The 21,168-nt window shown below is 60.6% G+C and carries 27 protein-coding genes; 14 read left to right on the forward strand and 13 right to left on the reverse strand.

Annotated features, from left to right (window positions below):
* The first annotated feature begins 6 nt into the window (after positions 1-6).
* Genes V6R85_RS00515 through V6R85_RS00525 form a run of 3 tightly spaced genes read left to right on the forward strand, consistent with a single transcriptional unit; the run spans position 7 to position 1,233 of the window.
* Positions 7-189 (forward strand): CbtB domain-containing protein, encoded by a 183-nt coding sequence (locus tag V6R85_RS00515; protein ID WP_003509308.1) that lies wholly within the window; start codon positions 7-9, stop codon positions 187-189.
* An 11-nt stretch (positions 190-200) separates the two neighbouring features.
* On the forward strand, positions 201-914 hold the full coding sequence (locus V6R85_RS00520) for a CbtA family protein (protein WP_111834902.1): 714 nt from the start codon (positions 201-203) through the stop codon (positions 912-914).
* Positions 915-918: 4 nt separating this feature from the next.
* The gene (locus V6R85_RS00525) at positions 919-1,233 is read left to right on the forward strand and encodes a hypothetical protein (RefSeq protein ID WP_111780990.1); all 315 of its coding nucleotides are present in this window, start codon (positions 919-921) and stop codon (positions 1,231-1,233) included.
* Positions 1,234-1,404: 171 nt separating this feature from the next.
* Here V6R85_RS00525 and V6R85_RS00530 read toward each other — a convergent pair whose 3' ends face one another.
* The 4 genes from V6R85_RS00530 to V6R85_RS00545 all read right to left on the reverse strand — a co-directional run bounded on the left by V6R85_RS00530 (position 1,405) and on the right by V6R85_RS00545 (position 3,560).
* The gene (locus V6R85_RS00530) at positions 1,405-1,971 is read right to left on the reverse strand and encodes a type 1 glutamine amidotransferase family protein (RefSeq protein ID WP_087743560.1); all 567 of its coding nucleotides are present in this window, start codon (positions 1,969-1,971) and stop codon (positions 1,405-1,407) included.
* 21 nt (positions 1,972-1,992) lie between these two features.
* A complete protein-coding gene (locus V6R85_RS00535) occupies positions 1,993-2,481 on the reverse strand; it encodes a GNAT family N-acetyltransferase (RefSeq protein WP_003509304.1) in 489 nt (162 codons plus the stop codon).
* 204 nt (positions 2,482-2,685) lie between these two features.
* A complete protein-coding gene (locus V6R85_RS00540) occupies positions 2,686-3,099 on the reverse strand; it encodes a MerR family transcriptional regulator (RefSeq protein WP_003509303.1) in 414 nt (137 codons plus the stop codon).
* A gap of 110 nt (positions 3,100-3,209) precedes the next feature.
* Positions 3,210-3,560, reverse strand: coding sequence for a hypothetical protein (locus V6R85_RS00545; protein ID WP_111834901.1), 351 nt, complete (start codon positions 3,558-3,560; stop codon positions 3,210-3,212).
* A gap of 129 nt (positions 3,561-3,689) precedes the next feature.
* Between V6R85_RS00545 and dmeR the strand changes: the two genes are divergently transcribed.
* Together dmeR and dmeF are read left to right on the forward strand one after the other, a co-directional pair.
* On the forward strand, positions 3,690-3,962 hold the full coding sequence (gene dmeR, locus V6R85_RS00550) for a Ni(II)/Co(II)-sensing transcriptional repressor DmeR (RefSeq protein WP_003509296.1): 273 nt from the start codon (positions 3,690-3,692) through the stop codon (positions 3,960-3,962).
* Positions 3,963-4,015: 53 nt separating this feature from the next.
* Entirely contained in the window at positions 4,016-5,029 is a 1,014-nt protein-coding gene (gene dmeF / locus V6R85_RS00555) for a CDF family Co(II)/Ni(II) efflux transporter DmeF (RefSeq protein ID WP_111834900.1), read from the forward strand.
* 10 nt (positions 5,030-5,039) lie between these two features.
* Here dmeF and V6R85_RS00560 read toward each other — a convergent pair whose 3' ends face one another.
* From V6R85_RS00560 to V6R85_RS00575, 4 genes are all read right to left on the reverse strand, one after another.
* Entirely contained in the window at positions 5,040-5,327 is a 288-nt protein-coding gene (locus tag V6R85_RS00560) for a hypothetical protein (protein ID WP_003509294.1), read from the reverse strand.
* Between the two features lie 317 nt (positions 5,328-5,644).
* Positions 5,645-6,751 carry a quaternary amine ABC transporter ATP-binding protein gene (locus V6R85_RS00565; RefSeq protein WP_080864296.1) on the reverse strand — a complete coding sequence of 369 codons (1,107 nt, stop codon included), beginning with the start codon at positions 6,749-6,751 and terminating at the stop codon, positions 5,645-5,647.
* A complete protein-coding gene (locus V6R85_RS00570; protein ID WP_080865994.1) occupies positions 6,744-7,652 on the reverse strand; it encodes an ABC transporter permease in 909 nt (302 codons plus the stop codon). The genes V6R85_RS00565 and V6R85_RS00570 overlap by 8 nt, the downstream gene beginning before the upstream one ends.
* A 246-nt stretch (positions 7,653-7,898) precedes the next feature.
* Positions 7,899-8,909 carry an ABC transporter substrate-binding protein gene (locus V6R85_RS00575; protein ID WP_112958572.1) on the reverse strand — a complete coding sequence of 337 codons (1,011 nt, stop codon included), beginning with the start codon at positions 8,907-8,909 and terminating at the stop codon, positions 7,899-7,901.
* Between the two features lie 83 nt (positions 8,910-8,992).
* On the opposite strand from V6R85_RS00575, the gene V6R85_RS00580 reads away from it, so the two are divergent.
* Positions 8,993-9,124 carry a hypothetical protein gene (locus V6R85_RS00580; protein ID WP_003509291.1) on the forward strand — a complete coding sequence of 44 codons (132 nt, stop codon included), beginning with the start codon at positions 8,993-8,995 and terminating at the stop codon, positions 9,122-9,124.
* Positions 9,125-9,402: 278 nt separating this feature from the next.
* Here V6R85_RS00580 and V6R85_RS00585 read toward each other — a convergent pair whose 3' ends face one another.
* Complete coding sequence (locus V6R85_RS00585; RefSeq protein WP_111835019.1) at positions 9,403-11,502, reverse strand: S9 family peptidase; 2,100 nt, start codon at positions 11,500-11,502, stop codon at positions 9,403-9,405.
* Positions 11,503-11,725: 223 nt separating this feature from the next.
* On the opposite strand from V6R85_RS00585, the gene V6R85_RS00590 reads away from it, so the two are divergent.
* The 4 genes from V6R85_RS00590 to V6R85_RS00605 all read left to right on the forward strand — a co-directional run bounded on the left by V6R85_RS00590 (position 11,726) and on the right by V6R85_RS00605 (position 15,110).
* Complete coding sequence (locus V6R85_RS00590; RefSeq protein ID WP_003509289.1) at positions 11,726-12,127, forward strand: DUF930 domain-containing protein; 402 nt, start codon at positions 11,726-11,728, stop codon at positions 12,125-12,127.
* Between the two features lie 105 nt (positions 12,128-12,232).
* Positions 12,233-13,141 (forward strand): dihydrodipicolinate synthase family protein, encoded by a 909-nt coding sequence (locus tag V6R85_RS00595; protein WP_111784555.1) that lies wholly within the window; start codon positions 12,233-12,235, stop codon positions 13,139-13,141.
* A 51-nt stretch (positions 13,142-13,192) separates the two neighbouring features.
* Complete coding sequence (locus tag V6R85_RS00600) at positions 13,193-13,918, forward strand: polysaccharide deacetylase family protein (protein ID WP_020812985.1); 726 nt, start codon at positions 13,193-13,195, stop codon at positions 13,916-13,918.
* A 112-nt stretch (positions 13,919-14,030) separates the two neighbouring features.
* Positions 14,031-15,110: a bifunctional transcriptional activator/DNA repair enzyme AdaA gene (locus V6R85_RS00605; RefSeq protein ID WP_111835018.1), complete on the forward strand. Its 1,080-nt coding sequence runs from the start codon at positions 14,031-14,033 to the stop codon at positions 15,108-15,110.
* A gap of 28 nt (positions 15,111-15,138) precedes the next feature.
* On the opposite strand, the gene V6R85_RS00610 is transcribed toward V6R85_RS00605, so the two are convergent.
* Together V6R85_RS00610 and V6R85_RS00615 are read right to left on the reverse strand one after the other, a co-directional pair.
* Entirely contained in the window at positions 15,139-16,335 is a 1,197-nt protein-coding gene (locus V6R85_RS00610) for an AI-2E family transporter (protein WP_080865999.1), read from the reverse strand.
* 84 nt (positions 16,336-16,419) lie between these two features.
* Positions 16,420-17,280, reverse strand: a complete 861-nt coding sequence (locus V6R85_RS00615) for a VOC family protein (RefSeq protein ID WP_111835021.1) — start codon at positions 17,278-17,280, stop codon at positions 16,420-16,422.
* A gap of 278 nt (positions 17,281-17,558) precedes the next feature.
* Here V6R85_RS00615 and V6R85_RS00620 point away from each other — a divergent pair, with 278 nt between their 5' ends.
* The 4 genes from V6R85_RS00620 to V6R85_RS00635 all read left to right on the forward strand — a co-directional run bounded on the left by V6R85_RS00620 (position 17,559) and on the right by V6R85_RS00635 (position 19,919).
* Entirely contained in the window at positions 17,559-17,969 is a 411-nt protein-coding gene (locus tag V6R85_RS00620; RefSeq protein WP_003509277.1) for a universal stress protein, read from the forward strand.
* Positions 17,970-18,030: 61 nt separating this feature from the next.
* Positions 18,031-18,351 (forward strand): TraR/DksA family transcriptional regulator, encoded by a 321-nt coding sequence (locus V6R85_RS00625; protein WP_003509276.1) that lies wholly within the window; start codon positions 18,031-18,033, stop codon positions 18,349-18,351.
* Positions 18,352-18,634: 283 nt separating this feature from the next.
* On the forward strand, positions 18,635-19,303 hold the full coding sequence (gene trhA / locus V6R85_RS00630) for a PAQR family membrane homeostasis protein TrhA (protein ID WP_003509275.1): 669 nt from the start codon (positions 18,635-18,637) through the stop codon (positions 19,301-19,303).
* A gap of 118 nt (positions 19,304-19,421) precedes the next feature.
* Positions 19,422-19,919 carry a GNAT family N-acetyltransferase gene (locus V6R85_RS00635; RefSeq protein WP_087743582.1) on the forward strand — a complete coding sequence of 166 codons (498 nt, stop codon included), beginning with the start codon at positions 19,422-19,424 and terminating at the stop codon, positions 19,917-19,919.
* A 19-nt stretch (positions 19,920-19,938) separates the two neighbouring features.
* Here the strand turns inward: V6R85_RS00635 and V6R85_RS00640 are convergent, their stop codons facing one another.
* Positions 19,939-20,565, reverse strand: a complete 627-nt coding sequence (locus tag V6R85_RS00640) for a LysE family translocator (RefSeq protein WP_003509272.1) — start codon at positions 20,563-20,565, stop codon at positions 19,939-19,941.
* Between the two features lie 117 nt (positions 20,566-20,682).
* A complete protein-coding gene (gene msrB, locus V6R85_RS00645; RefSeq protein WP_003509266.1) occupies positions 20,683-21,090 on the reverse strand; it encodes a peptide-methionine (R)-S-oxide reductase MsrB in 408 nt (135 codons plus the stop codon).
* Between the last annotated feature and the right edge of the window lie 78 nt (positions 21,091-21,168).

The raw sequence follows: 21,168 nt of genomic DNA on the forward strand, positions 1-21,168 counted from the left end.
GTCACCATGTCCATCCAGCAGAATACGGCCAATTCAGCCGTTTCCGCAAAAACGGGCAGCTTCGCGCAATCGCTGACGGCGATCGTGCTTGGCCTGTTCGTTGTCGGTTTTGTCGGCTTTTCCCATGTGGAAGCCGTTCACAATGCCGCGCATGACACGCGTCATGCCAATGCCTTCCCCTGCCATTGAGGGGAAACGGCATGTCATCTTTTCGCAATATCGTCTTTACCGCGGTTCTCGTCGGCATTCTCGGTGGTTTCGCCGTGTCTGCCATGCAGGCTTTCGGCACCACGCCGCTCATCCTTCAGGCGGAAACCTATGAGAGCGCCGGTGGCGAGGCGCCTCACAGCCATGATGCGACGGCGCCCGGTGCTGCGGTTCCCGCCCATGAGCACAATGACGAGGCCTGGGCTCCGGCCGATGGCTTCGAGCGCACCGCCTATACCGTTGCCGCCAATGTCCTGACCGCCATCGGTTATGCGCTTGTTCTGACCGGCCTTATTTCGCTGCGTGGCACGAATGGCGGCTGGCGCGAAGGCCTTCTCTGGGGCGTTGCCGGTTTTACCGCCGTCATGCTGGCCCCGATGATCGGCCTGCCGCCGGAACTGCCGGGCAGCCCGGCCGCCGCACTTGAGGCGCGGCAGATCTGGTGGCTTTCCACGGTTGCCGCAACCGCGGGCGGCATAGCGCTGATCGCATTCCGCCGCGAACCCTGGGCCATCGTTCTGGCGCTGGTGTTGATCGTCGCACCGCATGTGGTGGGCGCACCCCTGCCGCCGGAAGGTGAACATGCGCTGGCGCCGCTGCCGCTGGAGCGTCAGTTCATCGTCGCCGCCACCATCACGAGCTTCGTTTTCTGGGCTTTGCTCGGAACATTGAGCGCGTTTTTCCTGAAGCGCTTCCAGCAGGCGTAAATCCATGCAGGACGCAGCGGAATGGAGTGAGGAACTCGATGCGCTGCGTTTTGCCGTTCCCGGTCACGGCGCTTTCTGCGCCGTGCACCGCCTTGCCTTCAAGGCGGTGCTGGGGCCGAGCCCTACAGAAGAGGCGGCTCTTGCCTTTTTCCACGACCATGAAGCCGCCTTTGTGGCGGCGGCACTTGCCAAGATAAAACGTGCAAATTCACCTGCCGGCCGTAGCCTGCATTTGAACAGCCGCGATATTCGCCGGGCGATTGCCGGGGAGGGCGGCGATCACGCAGCACGTGTTTGCCGGGTGCTGGATCAGCGATAATCATCGCTGTTCTCACCTCCGTCATCCCGGCCTCGAGCCGGGATCCAGCCAGCCCAAGTCCTTGGGCTGAGAGGAGTCTTTCCGCCGCGCAGACGCGCGTCGGCTGGATTCCGGCCCAAGGCGGGAATGACGGGGAGTAGAGGGAGTGCAAACAACCGAGACGGCTGCGCCTCAGCGATGCTCCGCCGCAAAAACCTGAAGTTCCGCCTCGGCTTCCGGACCAAAGAGGCCGAGGTGTTTCAGGATTTCCACCGCAAAACTCACCGGCGCGCTGCCGGCGGCCGTGATGATGCCGCGATCGCTGACTGCTTTCGGCTGGTCGCGATAAAGCGCCTCGCCGCTATAGACGGGATAGGCCCTGTGCGATGCCAGCGAATTGCCGGTATGGGCGACATCGTTCAGAACGCCCGTGCCGCCGAGCGCGCTCGCCGCCGCACAGATGCCGGCCACCAGCCGGTCCCTGTCGCGAAACCGGTGCACCAGCCCGCCAAGATCGACAGCCGTTCCCTTTTCCCAGCTGAGACCGCCGGGAATGACAAGCGCATCGATGCCAACAGGATCAAGCGCGTCATAGGATGTGTCAGGCGTTACATTCAGCCCGCCCATGGACGTTACCGGCCGGCCATCAGGCGTGGCATAGATGATTTCGACGCCGAGATAGCCGCGCGCTGCGGCAGCAAGCAGCGCCGGTTCCCAGTCAGCAAAATCCTGCGCGAGCGCAATGGCGATCCGTGTCATGGTCGTCTCCGTTGATGCCAATCAGGCAATTGACTGCATGTAGCGCATGCCGGTAACCGGCCGGGGCGCGAAATCCATGTTTTCGTAGAAGCGATGCGCCGCGACATTGCCTGTTGTGGCGCTGACGGAAAGATAGTCGCAGCCGAGACGCTTGGCGATATCGCGGGCGCGGGAAACCAGATGCTGACCGGTGCCATGGCCGCGATGGCCGTCACGCACGAAGAGATGATGCAGCTCAAGCCCGCGCCGGCCTTCCTGCGCCCTGTAGAGCGGCAGAAGCAGGGCGTAACCGATCAGCGCGCCATCGGCTTCGGCCACGAGGCCATGCACCCAGGGCAGCGGGCCGAACAGGTCGCGTTCCAGTTTCGCCGGCGTGATCGCCGCCGCATCGCCGTGGTAGGAGGCAAGCAGCGTGATCATCTCGTTGAGTTCGGGCAAGTCCGTCTTGCGTGCGCCACGAATGATGACGACGGGCGGTCTTTCCAGTGTAAGGGAGCTATCTTCGGTCATTTTTTCGGTCCTTTGGTCTTATCGGTGCCGTCAGGACGCTTGAGAAACAACAAAGCCGCCTGACGGCGGCTTGTTGACAACATGATCTGTCGAGCCGCCCTTAGAGGTAGGCCCAAAAGTACGAGCAGGAGATGGGTGCGCGTTCGTTGATCATGGGAAATGCAATGCGCCCGAATCCGTAATCTGTCAAGCCCGGTTTTCCGATCAATGTTCACCCTCGCACATGTCATGATTGGAAAGCGCGCGGATGACGTAACAATCCTCGATCGAATGGCCGTGGCAGTGGGAGACGATGCGCTCCAGCTCGTGCTCCAGCTTCTTGAGGCTGGCGATCTTTTCTCGCACATGGGCGAGATGTTCGGCAGCGATGCGGTCCGCGCCCTCGCATGGCATCTGCCGGTGCTGGCTAAGTGCGATCAGTTCGCGGATGGCGTCGATGTTCAGCCCGAGATCACGCGCATGGCGGATGAAGGCCAGCCGGTCGAGGTCGGCCTTTTCGTAACGGCGCTGGTTGCCCTCCGAACGGTCGGCCTCGCGGATGAGGCCCATCTGCTCGTAATAGCGGATCGTCGGCACCTTGACGCCGGTACGTTTGGACAATTCACCGATGGACAGCATGACTTTCTCCATATCTCGGGCAAAGACGGGAGAACGGGGTGGCTCCGCCGTTCAGGGTCGATGCTCTAGTCTCTAGAGATATTGCTTTTCAGCCCGTCATTCAATGGGTCTCAGGCGGCGTCATCCACGCCAAGCGCCTGGGCGAGCGCTTTGAGGACATCATTCTCGATGCCGGATGCGGCTTCTGGCTGTGCCGATGCGGCCATGTCCAGGGCGGGCGTTGTCGTGGAGGTGCCGCTGTCGAGATTCCAGAGTGCTGTGGCGAGGCCGAAGGAAGCACTGGCGGCGGCCGGCGCGATGGCCGTGGCAGCGGTTTCGACGCTCGAAATGGTGCGATGCGCGGCGCGGGTCAGCTCCAGCAGGGCTTCGGTGGTGGAATGGGTTTCCTTGCCTCTCGCCGGCTCAAGGCTCCGGAGCTGAGTGGGATGATAGCTGCTGATGGTTGCTGCGATAGTCGTCATGACTGAGTCCCCTAAGTTTCATGGGGAGATTTTTTAAGGATCGAAACATTCGCGAAGATTGCGTCAAGCGGGGCTTGAACGGAAAATCTCGCTCATATAGTATACCCCCCTATAGTATATGAGGTCCCCATGTCCCATACGATCCGCAACAAGGAGAAGCTTCTCGCCCGCATCCGCCGCCTGAAAGGGCAGATGGAAGCGGTGGAGCGTGCGCTTGATGATGCCAAGCCCTGCGGCGAGGTGCTGCAATTGCTCGCTTCCGTGCGCGGCGCGCTTTCCGGACTGACGGGGGAGGTGATGCAGGAGCATCTGCATGAGCATGTGGTGCATGCCGAAAACGAAGACGAACGGGCCCGGGCGGCGGAAGAGCTGGCCCAGGTGCTGAAGACCTACATCCGGTGAAATCGAACGGGCCAGCAGATCAGACAGGCCAGTAGCAAACAGGATTGAGCGACATGACGACGACATCCGAACACCGCGCAGCAGCCGGTCATGACCATGTTTTCCTCGGCCAGAACCATGAGCGCAATGAGAGGCGCGTCTGGATGGTCATTGCGTTGACTGCGGCCATGATGGTGGCGGAAATCGTTGCCGGCCACTGGTACGGCTCCATGGCGCTGACGGCGGATGGCTGGCACATGTCCACCCATGCGGGCGCGATGCTGATTTCGGCCTTGGCCTATCTTTATGCCCGTCGTGAGGCGCGCAACCCGCGCTTCACCTTCGGCACCGGCAAGTTCGGCGATCTCGCGGGTTTTGCCAGCGCGATCGTGCTGGCGGTGGTGGCGCTGCTGATTGCCGTGGAAAGCGCTATGCGCCTATTCAATCCCGTCGAAATCGATTTCAACCAGGCTATCCTCGTCGCCGTCATCGGCCTTGCCGTCAATCTTCTCAGCGCCGTTCTGCTGAAGGATGATCATCACCACGATCATGGGCATGGCCACGCCCACGGCTCGCATGCCCATCACGGCCATGGCAGCCACGCCCATCATGATCATGGCTCGCATGCCGGTCACCATGCTGACCCCGGCGCAAAGGGCGGCAGGGACAATAATCTGCGCGCGGCCTATCTGCATGTGCTGGCGGATGCGCTGACCTCGGTTCTCGCCATCGTCGCGCTGCTGCTTGGCAAATGGAACGGATGGTCGTTCCTTGATCCGGCCATGGGTATCGTAGGCGGTCTGGTCATTGCCCGCTGGTCATGGGGGCTGATCCGCTCCACGGCGACGACCCTGCTTGATGCGCTGCCGCCGGCGGAGGATTTACCGCAGGAAATCCGTGAAAGCGTGGAGACGGAAGAGGATCGCATCACCGACCTGCATGTCTGGCAGGTGGGGCCGGGGCATCACGCCGCCATCGTGGCGATCCATTCGCAGGCGCCGAAGGCGCCGGCTTTCTACAAGCAGAAACTTGCCGCCATACATGAACTGTCCCATGTGACGGTGGAAGTGAGCCCGGCAAGGGCCTGATTGGAATCGTTTATTCGGTATATTCCGAATAGGCGCTGCGCACCCATTCCGCCTGTGCTTCCGCCTTGTCCTCGGCGGAAGCCGCGGCCGTATCCTGATAAGCGGGCGCGCTGCCATTGCCGACAGCCCACAGCACATTGGCCAGCGACTGGGAAAGAATGGTGCTGGAAACGGTCGGGTTGCCGGGGCTGCGTTTGACGGCCTGTTCTTCAGCCGCATTCTGCGCGCCGCCGGCTTTTTCAAGCTCGCGAACACGCCCCTGGTAATTATATCCGCCGATATTGCTTTCAATCTGCATGTCGGTGATTCCGCGTTCAAAAGTTAACGAATAGTTAACGGCGGGGACTTGTCCGAAACTTGCGCTTGCTGCGCTGCAGCGATCGCCGAGGGTTGACAGCCGGCGAAGTAGTGCTTCGTTTTTGCATGACTGAAGGCGGTACTGGGGTAGTTATCTCCTGATTTCGCACGGCGGCGAGGGAGAGCATGTGGGCGCTGGCGCCTGGGCTCAAGATTGGCCTTGAAATACGGCTTGCCTCCACTCCACGTCATCCTCTCCTCAAGGGCGAGGATGACGTGGAGTGTGGGGCAAGGCCAGTCAGCTCCCGGAATGCCGGATCAAGCCGTTTCTTTCTCCACCGGAACAACCGTTTCCCCAGGCTTCTCCGGCTCTTCCGCCGCTTCCACCTTAACCTCCGCCTCCTGCGGCGCAGGCGTCACCATCGCGGCCACAAGCGTGTCCAGACCGATGCTGCCGACCGGTTTGCCGTCCTCGTCCACCACATGGGCGGTCGTCTCATTGGCTTCCGACATGTCGCGGGCGATTGTTTCCAGCGTCGCGTTCTCCTGCACGGCCATGCCTTCGGGGCGGCTTTCGAGCGGTTCCATGACAGTGGTTGCCTGCAGCACGCGGCTGCGATTGACGTCACGCACGAAGTCGGTGACGTAGTCGTCCGCAGGCGAGAGGATGATGCTCTGGCCGTCGCCCTGCTGCACCACTTCGCCGTCTTTCAGGATGGCAATATGGTCGCCGAGCCGCAAAGCCTCGTCCAGATCGTGGGTAATGAACACCACGGTCTTTTTCAGCTCCTGCTGAAGGTCGAGCAGCATCGTCTGCATATCGACACGGATCAGCGGATCGAGCGCCGAATAGGCCTCGTCCATCAGCAAAATATCGGCATCATTGGCAAGCGCGCGGGCAAGGCCGACACGCTGCTGCATGCCGCCGGAAAGCTGGTTCGGGTAATAATCCTCATACCCGTCCAGACCGACGCGGTTCAGCCAATACCGGCCCTTTTCCTCGCTCTTGCTGCGTGGCATGCCCTGAATATCGAGCCCGTAGACGCTGTTTTCCAGCACGGTGCGATGCGGCAGGAGGCCGAATTTCTGGAACACCATCGCCGTTTTGTGACGGCGGAATTTCCGCAGCGCCGAAGTGCTCATGCCGCAAATGTCCTCGCCGTCGTAGAGAACCTCACCGGCAGTCGGGTCGATCAGCCGGTTGATGTGGCGGATCAGCGTCGACTTGCCGGAACCGGAAAGCCCCATGACCACGGTGATCTTGCCGCCCGGCATGGTGATGTTGATGTTGTTGAGGCCAAGCACATGGTTGTGTTTGTCGTTCAGCTCGACCTTGTCCATGCCTGATCGCACAGCTTCGAGATATTTCTCGGGATGCTTGCCGAAGATCTTGTAAAGATTCCTGATTTCGATGCTTTTAGCCATGGGAGACCTCGCGGTATTTCTGCAGGCGCTTGCCGAAGGCCTGGCTCGCCCGGTCGAACATGATGGCGATGGCGACCAGAGCGAAACCGTTCAGGAAGCCCACCGTGAAGAACTGGTTGTTGATGGCCTGAAGCACATTCTTGCCGAGCCCGCCGACACCGACCATGGAGGCGACAACGACCATGGCGAGCGCCATCATGATGGTCTGGTTGATGCCGGTCATGATGGTGGGCAACGCCAGCGGCAGCTGCACGTTGAACAGCTTCTGGCCATTGGAGGAGCCGAAGGCGTCGGCCGCCTCAAGTACTTCCCGATCCACGAGGCGAATGCCGAGGCTGGTGAGGCGGATGACGGGCGGAATGGCGTAGATCACCACTGCGATCAGGCCCGGAACCTTGCCGATGCCGAAAATCACCACCACGGGGATGAGATATACGAAGCTCGGCAGGGTCTGCATCACGTCGAGCACGGGATTGATGAGGCGTTGCAGGCGTTCCGAACGTCCCATCAGGATGCCGAGCGGCAGGCCGATGACGATGGCGATCAGCGTGGCGATGGCGACGATGGAGAGCGTCGTCATGGCGTCGCGCCAGAGGCCGACGGCGCCGATCATGAGCAGGGAAATGGCGGTGCCGCCGGTGATCTTCAGGCTGCGCCCGGCCAGATGCACGATGGCCAGAATGACCAGCATCGTGATGATCCACGGCGTTTGGATGAACAGCCGCTCTGAGGCATTGAGGAACAGCTGCAGCGGATGCACGACCACGTCGATCGCATCGCCGTAATTGCGCACGATGTCGCGAAAACCGTCATCGATGGTCTTGCGTGCCACACGCATCGTACTGTTGTCGATAGCCGGGAACTTGCAGAGCAGGTCCGGCAGGTAGTTGCAGAGGGCCATTATTGTTGTTTTCCCTTTGGGTTGGGGGGGGCGGCGGGCGGCGGCTGGGGCACCCCCCTCTGTCCTGCCGGACATCTCCCCCACAAGGGGGGAGATCGACCTGCGGTAAGGTCTCGCCCATGACACACGTTGCGGATTTGGGAGAAGGGTGCGCCCAGCCGATCTCCCTCCTTGTGGGGGAGATGTCCGGCAGGACAGAGGGGGGTAAAGCCACGGATAAAAACCGAAGCTTCCCCCATCAACCAATCACATCGAAGCCTTGATCTTCTCCGCCACCTCGGCCGGAACCCACTTCGTCCAGATGTCCTCATGGTTCTCGAGGAAATATTCCGCGCCGTCCTCGTTGGTGCCCTGGTTCTCATCCATCCAGGCAAGGATTTCGGCGACCGTTTTGTTGTCCCAGTTGCGGGCCTTGATGTAGTCCATCGTCACCCCGGCCTTGCCTTCGAAGTCCTTGGTGATGACCGTAAAGACATCCGCCACGGGATAGGCGTTGACTTTGGGATCGGCACAATCGACCTTCGCCGTGCATTCGTCGAAATGGGCGCGGTCGAGTTCGACGCCGTCGTCCAGCTTCACCATCTCGTATTTGCCGAGAATGGCGGTGGGCGACCAGTAATAGCCGAGCCAGCCCTGCTTCTTTTCAAAAGCGTTGGCGATAGAGCCGTCAAGACCGGCGGCCGAACCGGTGTCGACCAGCGTGAAGCCCTTTTTGTCGCCTTCGCGCGCCTTGTAGAGATTGGCGGTCGTCACCTGGCAGTTCCAGCCGGATGGGCAATTGTGCACGGCGCCTTTGCTGGCGTCTTCCGGGGCGGGGAAGAGTTCGGGGTGCTTTAGCGCGTCTTCGACGGTCTTGATGTCGGGGTGTGCGTCGGCGATGAATTTGGGGATCCACCAGCCTTCGATGCCGCCTTCGCTCAGGATTTTCGACGCTTCGATCATGCGGCCGTCCTTGACGGCGGCGCTGAGCGGTTCGCGCACGGCGTTCACCCATAATTCGGGGGCCATGTCCGGCTGGCCCTTTTCGTTCATGGAAGCGAAGGTCGGCATGGTGTCGCCGGTGACGACATTGACCGTGCAGTCATAGCCGTTTTCCATAATGAACTTGTCGACATAAGCCGCGACACCCGCGGATGCCCAGTTCATTTCGGCGATGGTGATGCTGCCGCAGCTATCGGCGGCATTGGCGGAATGTGCTGCACCGGCAGCGATGGTAAAGCCCGTTACGAGAATGGTCGAGGCCAGGAGTTTCTTCATAGGAGACCTCCAAGTCTGATGCAGTGTTTTCAGTTGGCAAAGCGGGAGCACTGCAAAGCCCGGATTGCCAAGGGCGAACTGACATGGCGCGTGGAAAAGCCGAAAAATTACGGCGAGAAGAATATCCGCAGAACACGCTGCGGCATTGCCGCAAGAAAAGCGGCGAAAAGGCGCATGAATATGTCAACGACCGGCATAATACGGCCAAAAAGTGATATTGCAACGCGAAATGACGCATCGCAGCCATGCATTCGATTTTTGGAACATTTCCCTATTTCGAATAATACATGAGAGTTATTATGATTTAAGTTGGATATATTATTAGTTGCAATAACTAGAAATAAAAATCCAATGATATGACAAGTGAAATTTAAAGAAAAGATACAATCGATATTTTCTGGAATAAATGTTCGAAAAGATGATTTTTGTGGGTATTTTTATCTCTCATGGGTCGGGCGGCGACGGAATCGCCGCCCGTTTTAATGTCAGGCCGTCACACGGCGTCCTTGCCGGCCACCTTCAGCGCGAAGGCGTATTCGAAGGCAATTTCTTCAAGCCGCTGGAAACGGCCCGATTTGCCGCCATGGCCGGCCGCCATGTTGGTCTTCAGCAGGATGGGCGCTTCTCCCGTTGTCCTTTCGCGCAGCTTCGCCACCCATTTGGTCGGCTCCCAATAGGTCACGCGCGGATCGGTAAGGCCGGAAAGCGCGAGGATCGGCGGATAGGCCTTGGCGCCGACATTGTCATAGGGGCTGTAGGCGGCGATCCAGCCGTATTCCTCTTCCGATTCCAGCGGATTGCCCCATTCCGGCCATTCCGGCGGGGTCAGGGGCAGCGTGTCATCGAGCATTGTCGTCAGCACGTCCACGAAGGGTACGGCGGCGATGATGCCGGCGAATTTCTCCGGCGCCATATTGGCGACAGCCCCCATGAGCATGCCGCCGGCCGAGCCGCCTTCGGCGATGATGCCCTCATAGGAGGTGAAACCTTCCTGAACCAGATGGTCAGCCGCTGCGATGAAGTCGTTGAAGGTGTTCTGCTTGGCTTCCATCTTGCCGGTTTCGTACCACTCGAAACCCTTGTCCTTGCCGCCGCGAATATGGGCGATGGCATAGATGAAACCACGGTCGGCCAAGGACAGCGTGGTGGTGGAGAAGGAGGCGGGGATGGTGATGCCGTAAGCGCCGTAGCCATAAAGCAGGCAGGGGGCGGAACCGTCGAGCGCCACATCCTTGCGATAGAGCAGGGAGACCGGCACCAACTCGCCATCATGCGCAGGCGCCATGATGCGGCGGGTGATGTAGTCATCCGGATTGTGGCCTGATGGTACTTCCTGCGTCTTCAGAAGCGTGCGCTCACGCGTCACCATGTCGTAATCGAACAGCTGGCTCGGCGTCGTCATCGAGGAATAGGAGAAACGGATGACGTCGGTGTCATATTCTGCCGCGCCATGCAGGCCGAGCGAATAGGCCTCTTCGGCAAAGGCGATGGAATGTTCCTCGCCGGTGCGGCGGTCGCGGATGACGATGCGCGGCAGGCCGTCGCGGCGTTCCAGCCAGATCAGGTGGCGGGCATAGGCGTCGACGGAGAGGATCAGGCGGCCCGGCTCGTGCGGAACCACCTCTTTCCAATTTTCCTTGCCGGGCGCGGTGACCGGCGCTTCCACGATGCGGAAATCCTTGGCGTCGCCGTCATTGGTAAGGATGAAGAAGACGTCGCCGCCTTCGCACATCGAATATTCGATGCCCTCTTCGCGCTCCGCCACGATAGCGGGCTCGGCCGTCAGGTCCTTGGTGGAGAGAATGCGGTATTCGCTGGTCTCGTGGTCGTGAATGTCGATGAAGATGAAATCGTCGAGCACCGACGCGCCGACGCCCATGAAGAAGCCGGGATCCTTTTCCTCATAAACCAGCCGGTCGGCCGATTGCGGCTCGCCGATGATATGGTGGAAAACTTTCGAGGGGCGATGGTTTTCGTCCTGCAGCGTATAGAAAAAGCTCTTGCCATCGGGCGCCCATGCGCCGCCGCCGCCGGTGTTCTCCACGACGTCGGCAAGGTCCTCGCCGCTTTCGAGATTGCGGATGCGCAGGGTGAAATATTCCGAACCCTTGTCGTCATAACCCCAGATGCCGTGACTGTGATCGGAGGACTGGTCGAGACCGGCGAGACGGAAATAATCCTTGCCTTCCGCTTCCTTGTCACCATCAAGCAGAACATGTTTTTCGCCGCCATCACGCGGGGTTCGGAAATAATGCGGCTGCTCGCCGCCGGTCACGAACAGCGTGCCATAGGCATAAGGCCCGTCATTAACGGGAACGGAGGAATCATCCTGCTTGATGCGGCCCTTCATTTCCTCGAACAGCTTTTCCTGAAGCGCCTTGGTGTCGCCCATGGCCGCTTCCATATAGGCGTTTTCCGCCTCCAGATGGGCGCGGATGGCCGGGTCGAGCAGGGTGGGGTCCTTGAACATGGCCTGCCAGTTATCGGCCCGGAACCATGCGTAATCGTCGGTGCGGGTAATGCCGTGATGCGTATCCTGGACGGGCCGTTTTTCGGCGGTCGGGGCAATGGGCAGGTTCTTGAAAATCGGCAAGGGAAACTCGCTTTCCTGTAAAAATTCTTGGGCGGCACCAAGATGTAGAGTGCGGCTTGCGGCCGATCAAGTTTCAAATCTCCACAGGCGGAATGCGGCTCGGGCACAATTTCGTCAGCTTTCGATCACATTTTGGCAATATCCGGCAAATCGGCGATGATGTGCGTCGGCCGTCCGGCCTGCCGCGATCGACAAGAACAAACGAAAAAACTGACAGGACCCCATGCGAAAGCTTCTTCCCGCTGCCCTCTCTGCCTTTTTCCTCAGCCTGCAGGCCTTCACCCCCGCTTTCGCGATCGATGCCAGCGTCATGCGGCAACTGAATGCGCTGGCCCCCGAAGAACGCCTGGAGCAGCGCTGCGATATAGAGGCGATGGAAAGGATAGCGACGGAACAGAAGGGCATGCGGCCGGACAAGGTCATCGCCTATACGTTCGGCGACCCGGAAGTGGGCAAGAACTCCATCAAGGCGCCGGGTGCGGTCTTCAGAAGCGCGGGCGAATGGTACAAGCTCAAATACAAGTGCCAGCTGAAGAGCGACAGCCTCAGCATCCAGTCCTTCGACTACCGTGTGGGGGACAAGATTCCCGAAGAGCAGTGGAAGAAGTTGTATCTTTATGACTGAGCACGGAATTTTTCGATTTCAGGCCAGCGTTTAGCCGCCGCTTTTGTTGCGGCCGCGCGGTCGGCTCTGTAACCCTGACTTCCGATCGAAGTGAGGGGCATAGACATGACGAGACGATTCAAGGGACTTTCGGCTTTTCCGATTACGCCGGCCGACGAGGCGGGGCGGGTCGATGTTGAAGCCTTCTCGGCCCTGATCGAGCGGCTGGATACGGCGGCGGTCGATTCCATCGGCATTCTCGGCAGCACCGGCATCTACATGTATCTCACGCGGGAACAGAGACGTTGCGCCATCGAGGCCGCCGCCGCCATCCTTAAGGGCAGGCGCATATTGATGGCGGGTGTCGGCGCTTTGCGCACCGATGAGGCCGTTGCGCTTGCCACGGATGCGGAAGCCGCCGGCGCCGATGCGCTGCTGCTGGCACCCGTGTCCTACACGCCGCTGACGCAGGAAGAGGCCTATCACCATTTCGCCGCCGTGGCTGGCGCGACGGCCCTGCCGCTCGCGATCTACAACAACCCGACGACCACCCGGTTCACCTTCAGCGACGAGCTTCTGGTGCGGCTCGCCTATATCCCGAATATCCGCGCCATCAAGATGCCGCTGCCGGCGGATTCCGATTATGCCGGCGAACTTGCGCGGCTGCGCCCCAAGCTGTCGGAGGATTTCGCCATCGGTTACAGCGGCGACTGGGGCTGTGCGGACGCCACACTTGCCGGCGGCGACACATGGTACAGCGTCGTTGCCGGCCTGCTGCCGGTTCCGGCCCTGCGGCTGATGCGGGCGGCTCAGGCCGGCAATGCGGAAGAGGTGAAACGGATCGATGCGGCCTTCCAGCCGCTCTGGGCGCTGTTCAGGGAATTCGGCAGCATCCGCGTTGTTTACGCCGCCGCCAATATCCTATCGCTGACGGTGAGTGAACCGCCGCGGCCGATCCTGCCGCTCACCAGTGCGGAACGCCAGCGAGTGGAAGAGGCGCTGGAAGCCCTGTCCGTGCTGGAAACCGCGCCATAATTCGGGCGCTTTGCAGGCGGATTGCCACCTCTTCACACTCCGGAATATAAAATGCTGCGTCGCCTCTTCATTGCCGCCCTGTTTCTCTCCGCCTCTTCAGCCGCTTTTGCGGGAACCGGCCTTGTCGAGCCGTCGCTGAAAATGACGCCGCAGCATGACGGCAGGGTGCGGGTGGCGATGACGCTGGATGCCTGCATGGGCAAGACCGATCACCGCATCCTCGATACGCTGGTGCGCGAGCGCATTCCCGCGACGATCTTCGTCACCGCCCGCTGGCTGAAACATAACAGCGAGGCGCTGGCCACGCTCATGGCGCATCCGGATCTGTTCGAGATCGAAAATCACGGCGAAAACCATGTGCCGGCGGTGGACAAGCCCGTTTCCATCTACGGCATTGCCGCCGCCGGTTCGCAAGCCGCGGTCGAGCAGGAAGTGGAGGGTGGCCGTCAGGCGATCGTCGCCGCTACCGGCATCCAGCCGCAATGGTTCCGGGGGGCGACGGCCAAATACACAGGCTCGTCCATGGCCACCATCAACCGGCTTGGCATGCGGGTCGCGGGTTATTCCGTCAATGGCGATGGCGGCTCGCTGCTGGGTGCGGCGGCGACGGCGAAACACATCGCTTCCGCCAAGGACGGCGATGTCATCATCTCCCACATCAACCAGCCCACCCATGAAGCGGGCGAGGGCGTGGTGAAAGGCCTGCTGGCGCTGAAGGCGCGGGGCGTGATTTTCACAAGGCTGGACGACCCGTCCTTTGCGCCGCCGGGGAATTGAAGGGGAAGCTCCTTCCTCATTCCTGTGACGAGCACAGGAAAGAGGGAGATGAGCCACATCCACGCCCGTTTTTCGGCGGCATGCCGCTTAAATTTGCGCTAGCATCCTCCCCATGATGCTGTTCAAACGCCCCGACACCGAAACCCTGTATTCAGCCCTTGTGAACAAGGACCCCGCCTATGAGGGCGTGGCCTATGTCTGCGTGACCTCGACGAAGATCTTCTGTCGTTTCACCTGCACGGCGCGCAAACCGAAGATCGAGAACTGCCGGTTCCGCGAGACCATCGCCGAATGCCTGGAGGCGGGTTTCCGCCCCTGCAAACGCTGCAAGCCGATGTTGTCCTACGGCACCGCCGATGAGACCGTCACCTCGCTGCTGACGGCGCTGGAAAACGAACCGGCGCGGCGCTGGCGCGAGGAGGATGTGGTGGCGCTCGGCCATGATCCTTCCACCGTGCGCCGCACTTTCAAGCGCCGTTTCGGCATGAGCTTCCTGGAAATCGCGAGATTGCGCCGGCTGGGCGATGCGGCGGAGAGCATTGCTGCCGGCGAAGCGGTGATCGGTGCACAGATCGATGCCGGTTACGATTCCGGCAGCGGTTTCCGCGCCGCCATCAACCAGTTCTTCGGCGCTTCACCCATGGCCATGAAGGGCAAGGGGTTCCTGAAGGGCGACTGGATCGATACGCCGATCGGCCCGATGCTCGTCGTCGCCGACGATCACGCCCTGCATCTCCTCGAATTCGCCGACCGGCCGGCGCTTCCCGCCGAGCTGAAGCGGCTGAAGACGCGTACCGGCGCGGATATGGTGCTCGGCCGTACGGCGGTGACCGGCCAGATCGAAGCGGAGCTCAAGGCTTATTTCGCCGGCCGCTCGGCCGCCTTCGAAACCCGGCTTGCCGGCCACGGCACGCCCTTCGAGCGCGATGTCTGGCGCAGCCTGCGGGAAATTCCGGCGGGGGAGATCGTCAGCTATTCCTCGCTTGCAACCACCATGGAAAGGCCGTCCGCCGTGCGCGCGGTGGCCCGCGCCAATGGCGCCAACCAGATCGCCATCGTCGTCCCGTGCCATCGGGTGCTGGGCGCGGATGGCAGCCTGACCGGTTATGGCGGCGGGCTGTGGCGCAAGAAATGGCTGATCGAGCACGAGCGCCGCATGGCAACCCGCGAAGGTATGCCGCTCGCTTCCTGAGCGGCCCTGATGCGCCTTTCGGAAAAGGCTAGGCAGGCAAGTTTGGCACAACCCGGCGCGAGGGGAATAGCTCCCGCGTCACCGTCATCGCGATCAGCGACAGCGGCAGGGCGAGCATGGCGCCGGCCGCCCCCCACATCCACGTCCAGAAGATGATCATCACGAAGACGAGGAAGGGGTTGATCTCCATGTTGCGGCCAACGACCGCCGGAAAGGCGAGGTTTTCCATCAGCAGGTGAATGGTGAAGAAGATCGCCGCCGGCAGAAGCGCCAGGACGATGTTGTCATGGGTGATGATGCCTGCCACCGTCAGCGAAATCGTCATGGCGGTGATGCCGAGAAACGGCACGAAGCTGGAGAGGAAGGCAAACAGCCCCCAGAGCAGCGGCATGGCCAGCCCGCCAAAATAGGCGATGACCACCATCGTCACGCCAAGCCCGGCATAGATCAGCGCCGCCGTGGCGAAATAGGTGCCGAGCACCTCTTCCACCGAGCCGATGATGCGGATGGTGCGAAGCCGCTGGTGGCGGGCCGGAAAGGCCATGATGATCGCCTTGCGCAGCCGCAGCCGGCTATAGAGAAACATCAGCAGCGCAGCGAGGAAGATCAGGCCCTGAATGACCGCGGGGGTGATGTTGGAGCCGAGCACGGAGATGATCTCGCCGCTGCGCGAAATCAGCGATTCCATCGACATTGACCCCATGCTGAAACTGGCCGCCGAAATATTCAGCCATCGCAGGCTTTGCAGATAGGGCAGGAAACGATCGATGCTGCGTTCAATCAGCGCCGGGCCTTCGGAAGCGAGGAGCGAGAGCGGCTCGGTCAGCGAATTGATGACGAAAAACATCACCGCCGCCACGAGGCTCGACAGGATAAGCGCAACGCCGAAACCGGGAATGCCGTAGGAGCCGAGTTTTTCAGCGGCGATGCCGAGGATCATGCCGACCACGATGGCCATCACCACCGGAATGAGGATGAGCGACAACTCGTGGATGACCGCCATCAGCATGATGAGGAAGATGCCGATCACCGACCAGGCGACGACCACATCCAGCGCTTCGCGGCCGAGTGGCTGCTGGCTGCGCGCGTCGTCACGGCGTGGGGCGGAAGCCGGTACTTCCAGCGGGTCCGCTCTAGTTGCCGGAATGCTTCCGGCGGTGGCGCCGGCGTTTGCCCCGGTGCTGACCAAGCTGCCGGTCTTCTCCGGCCTGGCATTTTCATTCATCGAACGGTCCCCCAATAAGGTGACAAACGTTCGAAAAATGTGGCGGTTCCGGGGCGGCAGAAATTTCTGCCGCCCCTTTTTGCTTTATGCGGAAAGCTTTAGCCCAATTCCCCAAGGGTCTCTGAGGACGATACCGTCGCTTTGCCTTTCGGTGGCGATTTCCAGCCGGTCGAGTGCGGCAACAGCCGTGTCGAGCGCCGCCTGCTCGTTGAATTTCAGCGAATAGCCGGAAAGGCCGGTCATGTTGTCCTTGCGGGCCACGGCACCGCGGCTGTTCCAGATATTGGCGGCCACATGGTGGTGGTAGGCCCCGGAGCCGAAGAAACTCGCACCCGGATACCGCGCCATGATCTTCAGCCCCAGCACATCCTGATAAAACTCATCCGCCTGCGGAATATTGCCGACCTGCAGATGGATATGGCCGATGGCGGTTCCCTCCGCCGCACCGGTGAATGCGGTCTTCGGCGCGCTGTCATAAAGCGCCTGCAGGTTGAGGCCGAGCGTGGCCATCTCAACGGTGCCATCAGGCTGGTAGGTCCATTCATCCGGCGAACGGTCGCGATAGACCTCGATGCCGTTGCCTTCCGGGTCGGCGAGATAGATCGCCTCGCTCACCAGATGGTCGGATGCGCCCTGAAACTGGATATTGTTATGGGCGGCATGCGCCAGCCAATGGGCCAGGTCGTTCCGGCTCGGCATCAGGAAGGCCGTGTGGAACAGGCCTGCGGCATTGCGCGGCGCGCGTTCCGCCATGCTGGAGGTGGAAAGCGTGAGAAGCGGCTGGCCGCCGACACCAAGCACTTCGCCGCTAGGGTTCTTTTCAAGAACGGAAAGGCCGATGATCTTCTGGTAGAAATCCGAAACGCGCGGCAGATCGTGAACGACGAGATGCGCCTGGCCGACATAGGCCGGCCGCGTCAGGGCGAATTGTTTGATTTCACTCATCATGATCTCCATATTGAATCCGAAGCGCCCCGGGGCGGATCGGTCGCCGAAATTATCGGCCGACGCCGCTTTGCGGCGTTTGTCGAAGGCGAATATGGGCTGGTTTCGTCGTTCAGCAAAGATCACCGTCTGGCGATTGACTGTCTACTATTCGTTGACAATGCCCCGTTCGGGCCCGGCTCCGGCTTTGACTTCGATCAAGGTGAAGGCTGCGCGGGCGGGGAAATATAAGTCTAGCCCGACACGCCAAACGGCGGATCAAGCCAAAGGAGACAGCCATGTACAAGAAGATCATCGTACCGGTAGACCTCAGCGCCACCGACAAGGGGGAAAAGATTCTCGAAAAGGCCAAGGCGCTGCTGGATCCGGACGGCGAGATCGTTCTCATCAACGTTGTCGAGGAACTGCCGGGCTATATGGCGATCGATCTGCCTGTCGACCTGATCGAAAACGCCATCAAGGACGCCAAGACCAAGCTTTCGGACCTCAAGACCAGGGCCGGTTTCAAGGGCAGCCAGGAAATCAGAAGCGGCGCACCCGCGCGCGAGATCATCGCCGCCGCCGAGGAACACAAGGCTGACCTCATCATCATCGCGTCGCACACGCCTGATTTCAGCAATTATTTCATCGGCGCCACCGCCGACCGCGTCGTGCGCCACGCCAAATGCTCGGTGCTGGTGGATCGATAAAGGCTTGACGTTTTTGGGTTGCGGGCGGGTTTTCCGCCCGCGCCGGCTGGAGGAAAAGACCATGAATGTCGAAACTTACGAGAAAATCCTGCGTGACCGCCAGCGCGAGCTTTATCGCCGCCTGCACAAGATTGAGGCCGATTTCGAAGAGCCTCGCAATCCCGATGACGAGGATCGCGCCAGTGAACGCAGCAATGACGAGGTGCTGGACGAGCTGGGGCAGGTGGGGCAGGACGAGTTGCGCGCCATCGACGCAGCACTCGACCGCATCGCGAGCGGCACCTTCGGCACCTGCGTCAAATGCGGCAAGAAGATTTCGGAGGATCGGCTGAAGGCGGTGCCCTATACGCCGTTTTGCCAGGAATGCGCCGCAGCTTTGTGAAATATTTTCGTGGTGACATGTTGCGTCCGCCCTTTCTCACCCTCATCCCTGTGCTTGTCACAGGGATCCAGCCAGACCAAGTCCTTGGGCTGAGAAGAGTCCTTTCGCCGCGCAGACACGCGTCGGCTGGATTCCTGTGAAAGCGCAGGAATGAGGGAAACGGCGGACCTCTCTTTTCGCAACAGTCTCGAACGCAATTTGATTGCCGTTAACCGGCCGCTGTCTTGTTCCTGTCTAATATTGGCTCCATGCTTTGATGAAAGCACGCAGACGGGAATGGACCATGAGCGAGATGTGGCGGTTCGGGCGCCAGTATGATTTTCACGAGATTGTCGCCGATGGCATCGTCCATGGGGTCGGCATCGTGTTTGCGCTTATCGGCGCGACGGCGCTGATTTTTTACGCGATGGCGTGGGGCAGCCTCAGCGCGATCGCCGCCGCGTGGATTTACGGTCTCGGCCTTGTCGCCTGTCTTTCCGTCTCCTTCACCTATAATATCTGGCCGCACTCCAGGGTGAAATGGTTCCTGCGCCGGCTGGATCATTCGGCGATCTTCATCCTCATCGCCGCCACCTATACGCCCTTTCTGATGCGCGGTATCGACGATCCGCTGATTGCCGTCATGCTGGGGTTGATCTGGCTTGCGGCACTCTGCGGCATCCTGCTCAAATGCCTGTTTCCCGGCCGTTACGACCGGGTCGCCATCGGCCTTTATCTCGCCATGGGCTGGAGCGGCATCATGGTGGTCGAGCCCCTGTCGACACACCTTTCGCCGGTCACGCTCTGGCTCATCGTTGCCGGCGGCGTCATCTATTCGCTCGGCGTCATCTTCCATGTCTGGGAAAAGTTGCGGTTCCAGAATGCCATCTGGCATGGTTTCGTGGTTTCCGCCGCCGCGGTTCACTATTTCGCCGTGGTCACCTCGTTCAGCCTCGTTCCGCTGGCATCCTGAAGCCCACGTTTTCGACAGGCGAGCGAGGCGCTGGACATTGCGCCACCTCATCGCTTAAGGGTCGTGGGGATCGCGTCAGGCAGTGACGCTTTCGGGAACGACGAGGGCGAAGGATAAAATGACGGTGGAACTGCGCGATGCGACGGTGGACGATCTCTCCGGCATCATGGAGATTTATAACGACGCGGTGCTGAATACGACGGCGATCTGGAATGACGTGCTGGTCGATCTGGAGAACCGCAAGGAATGGTTCGCCGCCCGCAAGTCGCGCGGCTTTCCCGTCATCGTCGCAATCCTCGACGGCAAGGTCGCAGGCTACGCCTCCTATGGCGACTGGCGCGCTTTCGACGGATATCGCCATACCCGCGAACATTCGGTCTATGTGCAAAAGGATGCGCGCGGCCACGGCATCGGCAAAAAGCTGATGCAGGCGTTGATCGATCATGCCGCGGGCAACGACGTGCATGTGCTGATCGCCGCCATCGAGGCGGAAAACATCGCCTCCATCCGCCTGCATGAAAGCCTTGGTTTCAGGGTCGTCGGCCGGTTTTCGGAAGTCGGCACCAAGTTCGGCCGCTGGCTGGACCTGACCTGCATGGAGCTGAAACTAGGCTAGCAGGCTAGGCGGTTTCCCTTCAGGCCGGACGCCGGGCGAAAGCGAGCATGACACCAAAGGCCATCATCATGGAACCGCTGATCTGGTTGACGCGCTTCAAGGCGCGCGCATTGCGCATGAGACCGGACAGTCGTGAACCGACAAAGGCATAAACGGCAATCGCCACCACCTCGAGCAGCAGGAAAATCACGCCAAGCGTGGCGAAACTCTGCCAATAGGCGTCCTGCTGGATGAATTGCGGGAAAAAGGCCGTGAAGATCAAAATAGCCTTGGGGTTGCCGGAGGCGACGAAAAACTCCTGCCGCAGATAGGTTTTGAGAACATTGCCGTTGCCCGAGGATACGTCAGGGGCGGTAACCTCAGCCTTTGAGCGGATGAGTTTGAAGCCGATCCACAGCAGATAAAGAACACCGATCCATTTGATCAGCGAGAACATCATCTCGGAGGCCATCAAAAGTGCGCCGAGGCCCAGTGCTGCAATCGCGATCATGCCCGCGAAAGCGACCAGCCTGCCGCTTGCCGCCATTACCGCCGTCGCCATGCCGTAGCGCGCACCCACTGTCATTGACAGCAGATTGTTCGGCCCGAAAGCCATGTTCAGGGCAAAACAGGCGGGAATGAAAATGAGGATGGTTTCGAGTGTCATGGCGGTGATCCGGAAGGAATGAGACGGCGATGATCTCACTCTCCGGTCCGGCTGTCGAGACAGCCTTTTCAGGGTGAAAGGCCGGCAAGGGCAGCCGGCCTTTCACCCTGAGCTTTATCAGACCGGCTCGAACACCATCGAATGGCCATTGATGCAATAACGCAGACCGGTGGGCGGCGGGCCGTCCGGGAAGACGTGGCCGAGGTGGCCGCCACAATTGGCGCAGCGGATTTCCGTGCGCACCATGCCGTGGCTCGCGTCGCGATGTTCCGTCACCGCGCCGGGCTTCACCGGCTCGAAATAGCTCGGCCAGCCGCAGCCGGCATCGAATTTCGTATCCGAGAGGAACAGCGGCTCGTCACAGGCCGCACAGCGGTAGAGGCCTTTCTGGAATGTATCCCAATAGGGACCGGTGAAGGCGCGCTCGGTGCCGTGTTCGCGCAGGATGCGATATTGCTCCGGCGTCAGCTGCTCACGCCACTCGGCATCGGTCTTGGTCAATTTGGGGGATGTCAGATCGCTCATGGAATGATCCTTTCTGTTCCCGCCTCAAATAATCATCACTGAGGCGGATTGAAAGGGGATGGGCGTCATAACGCGTTC

The organism is Agrobacterium sp. CCNWLW32 (assembly GCF_037083425.1).
GTDB classification, from domain to species: Bacteria; Pseudomonadota; Alphaproteobacteria; order Rhizobiales; family Rhizobiaceae; genus Agrobacterium; species Agrobacterium radiobacter.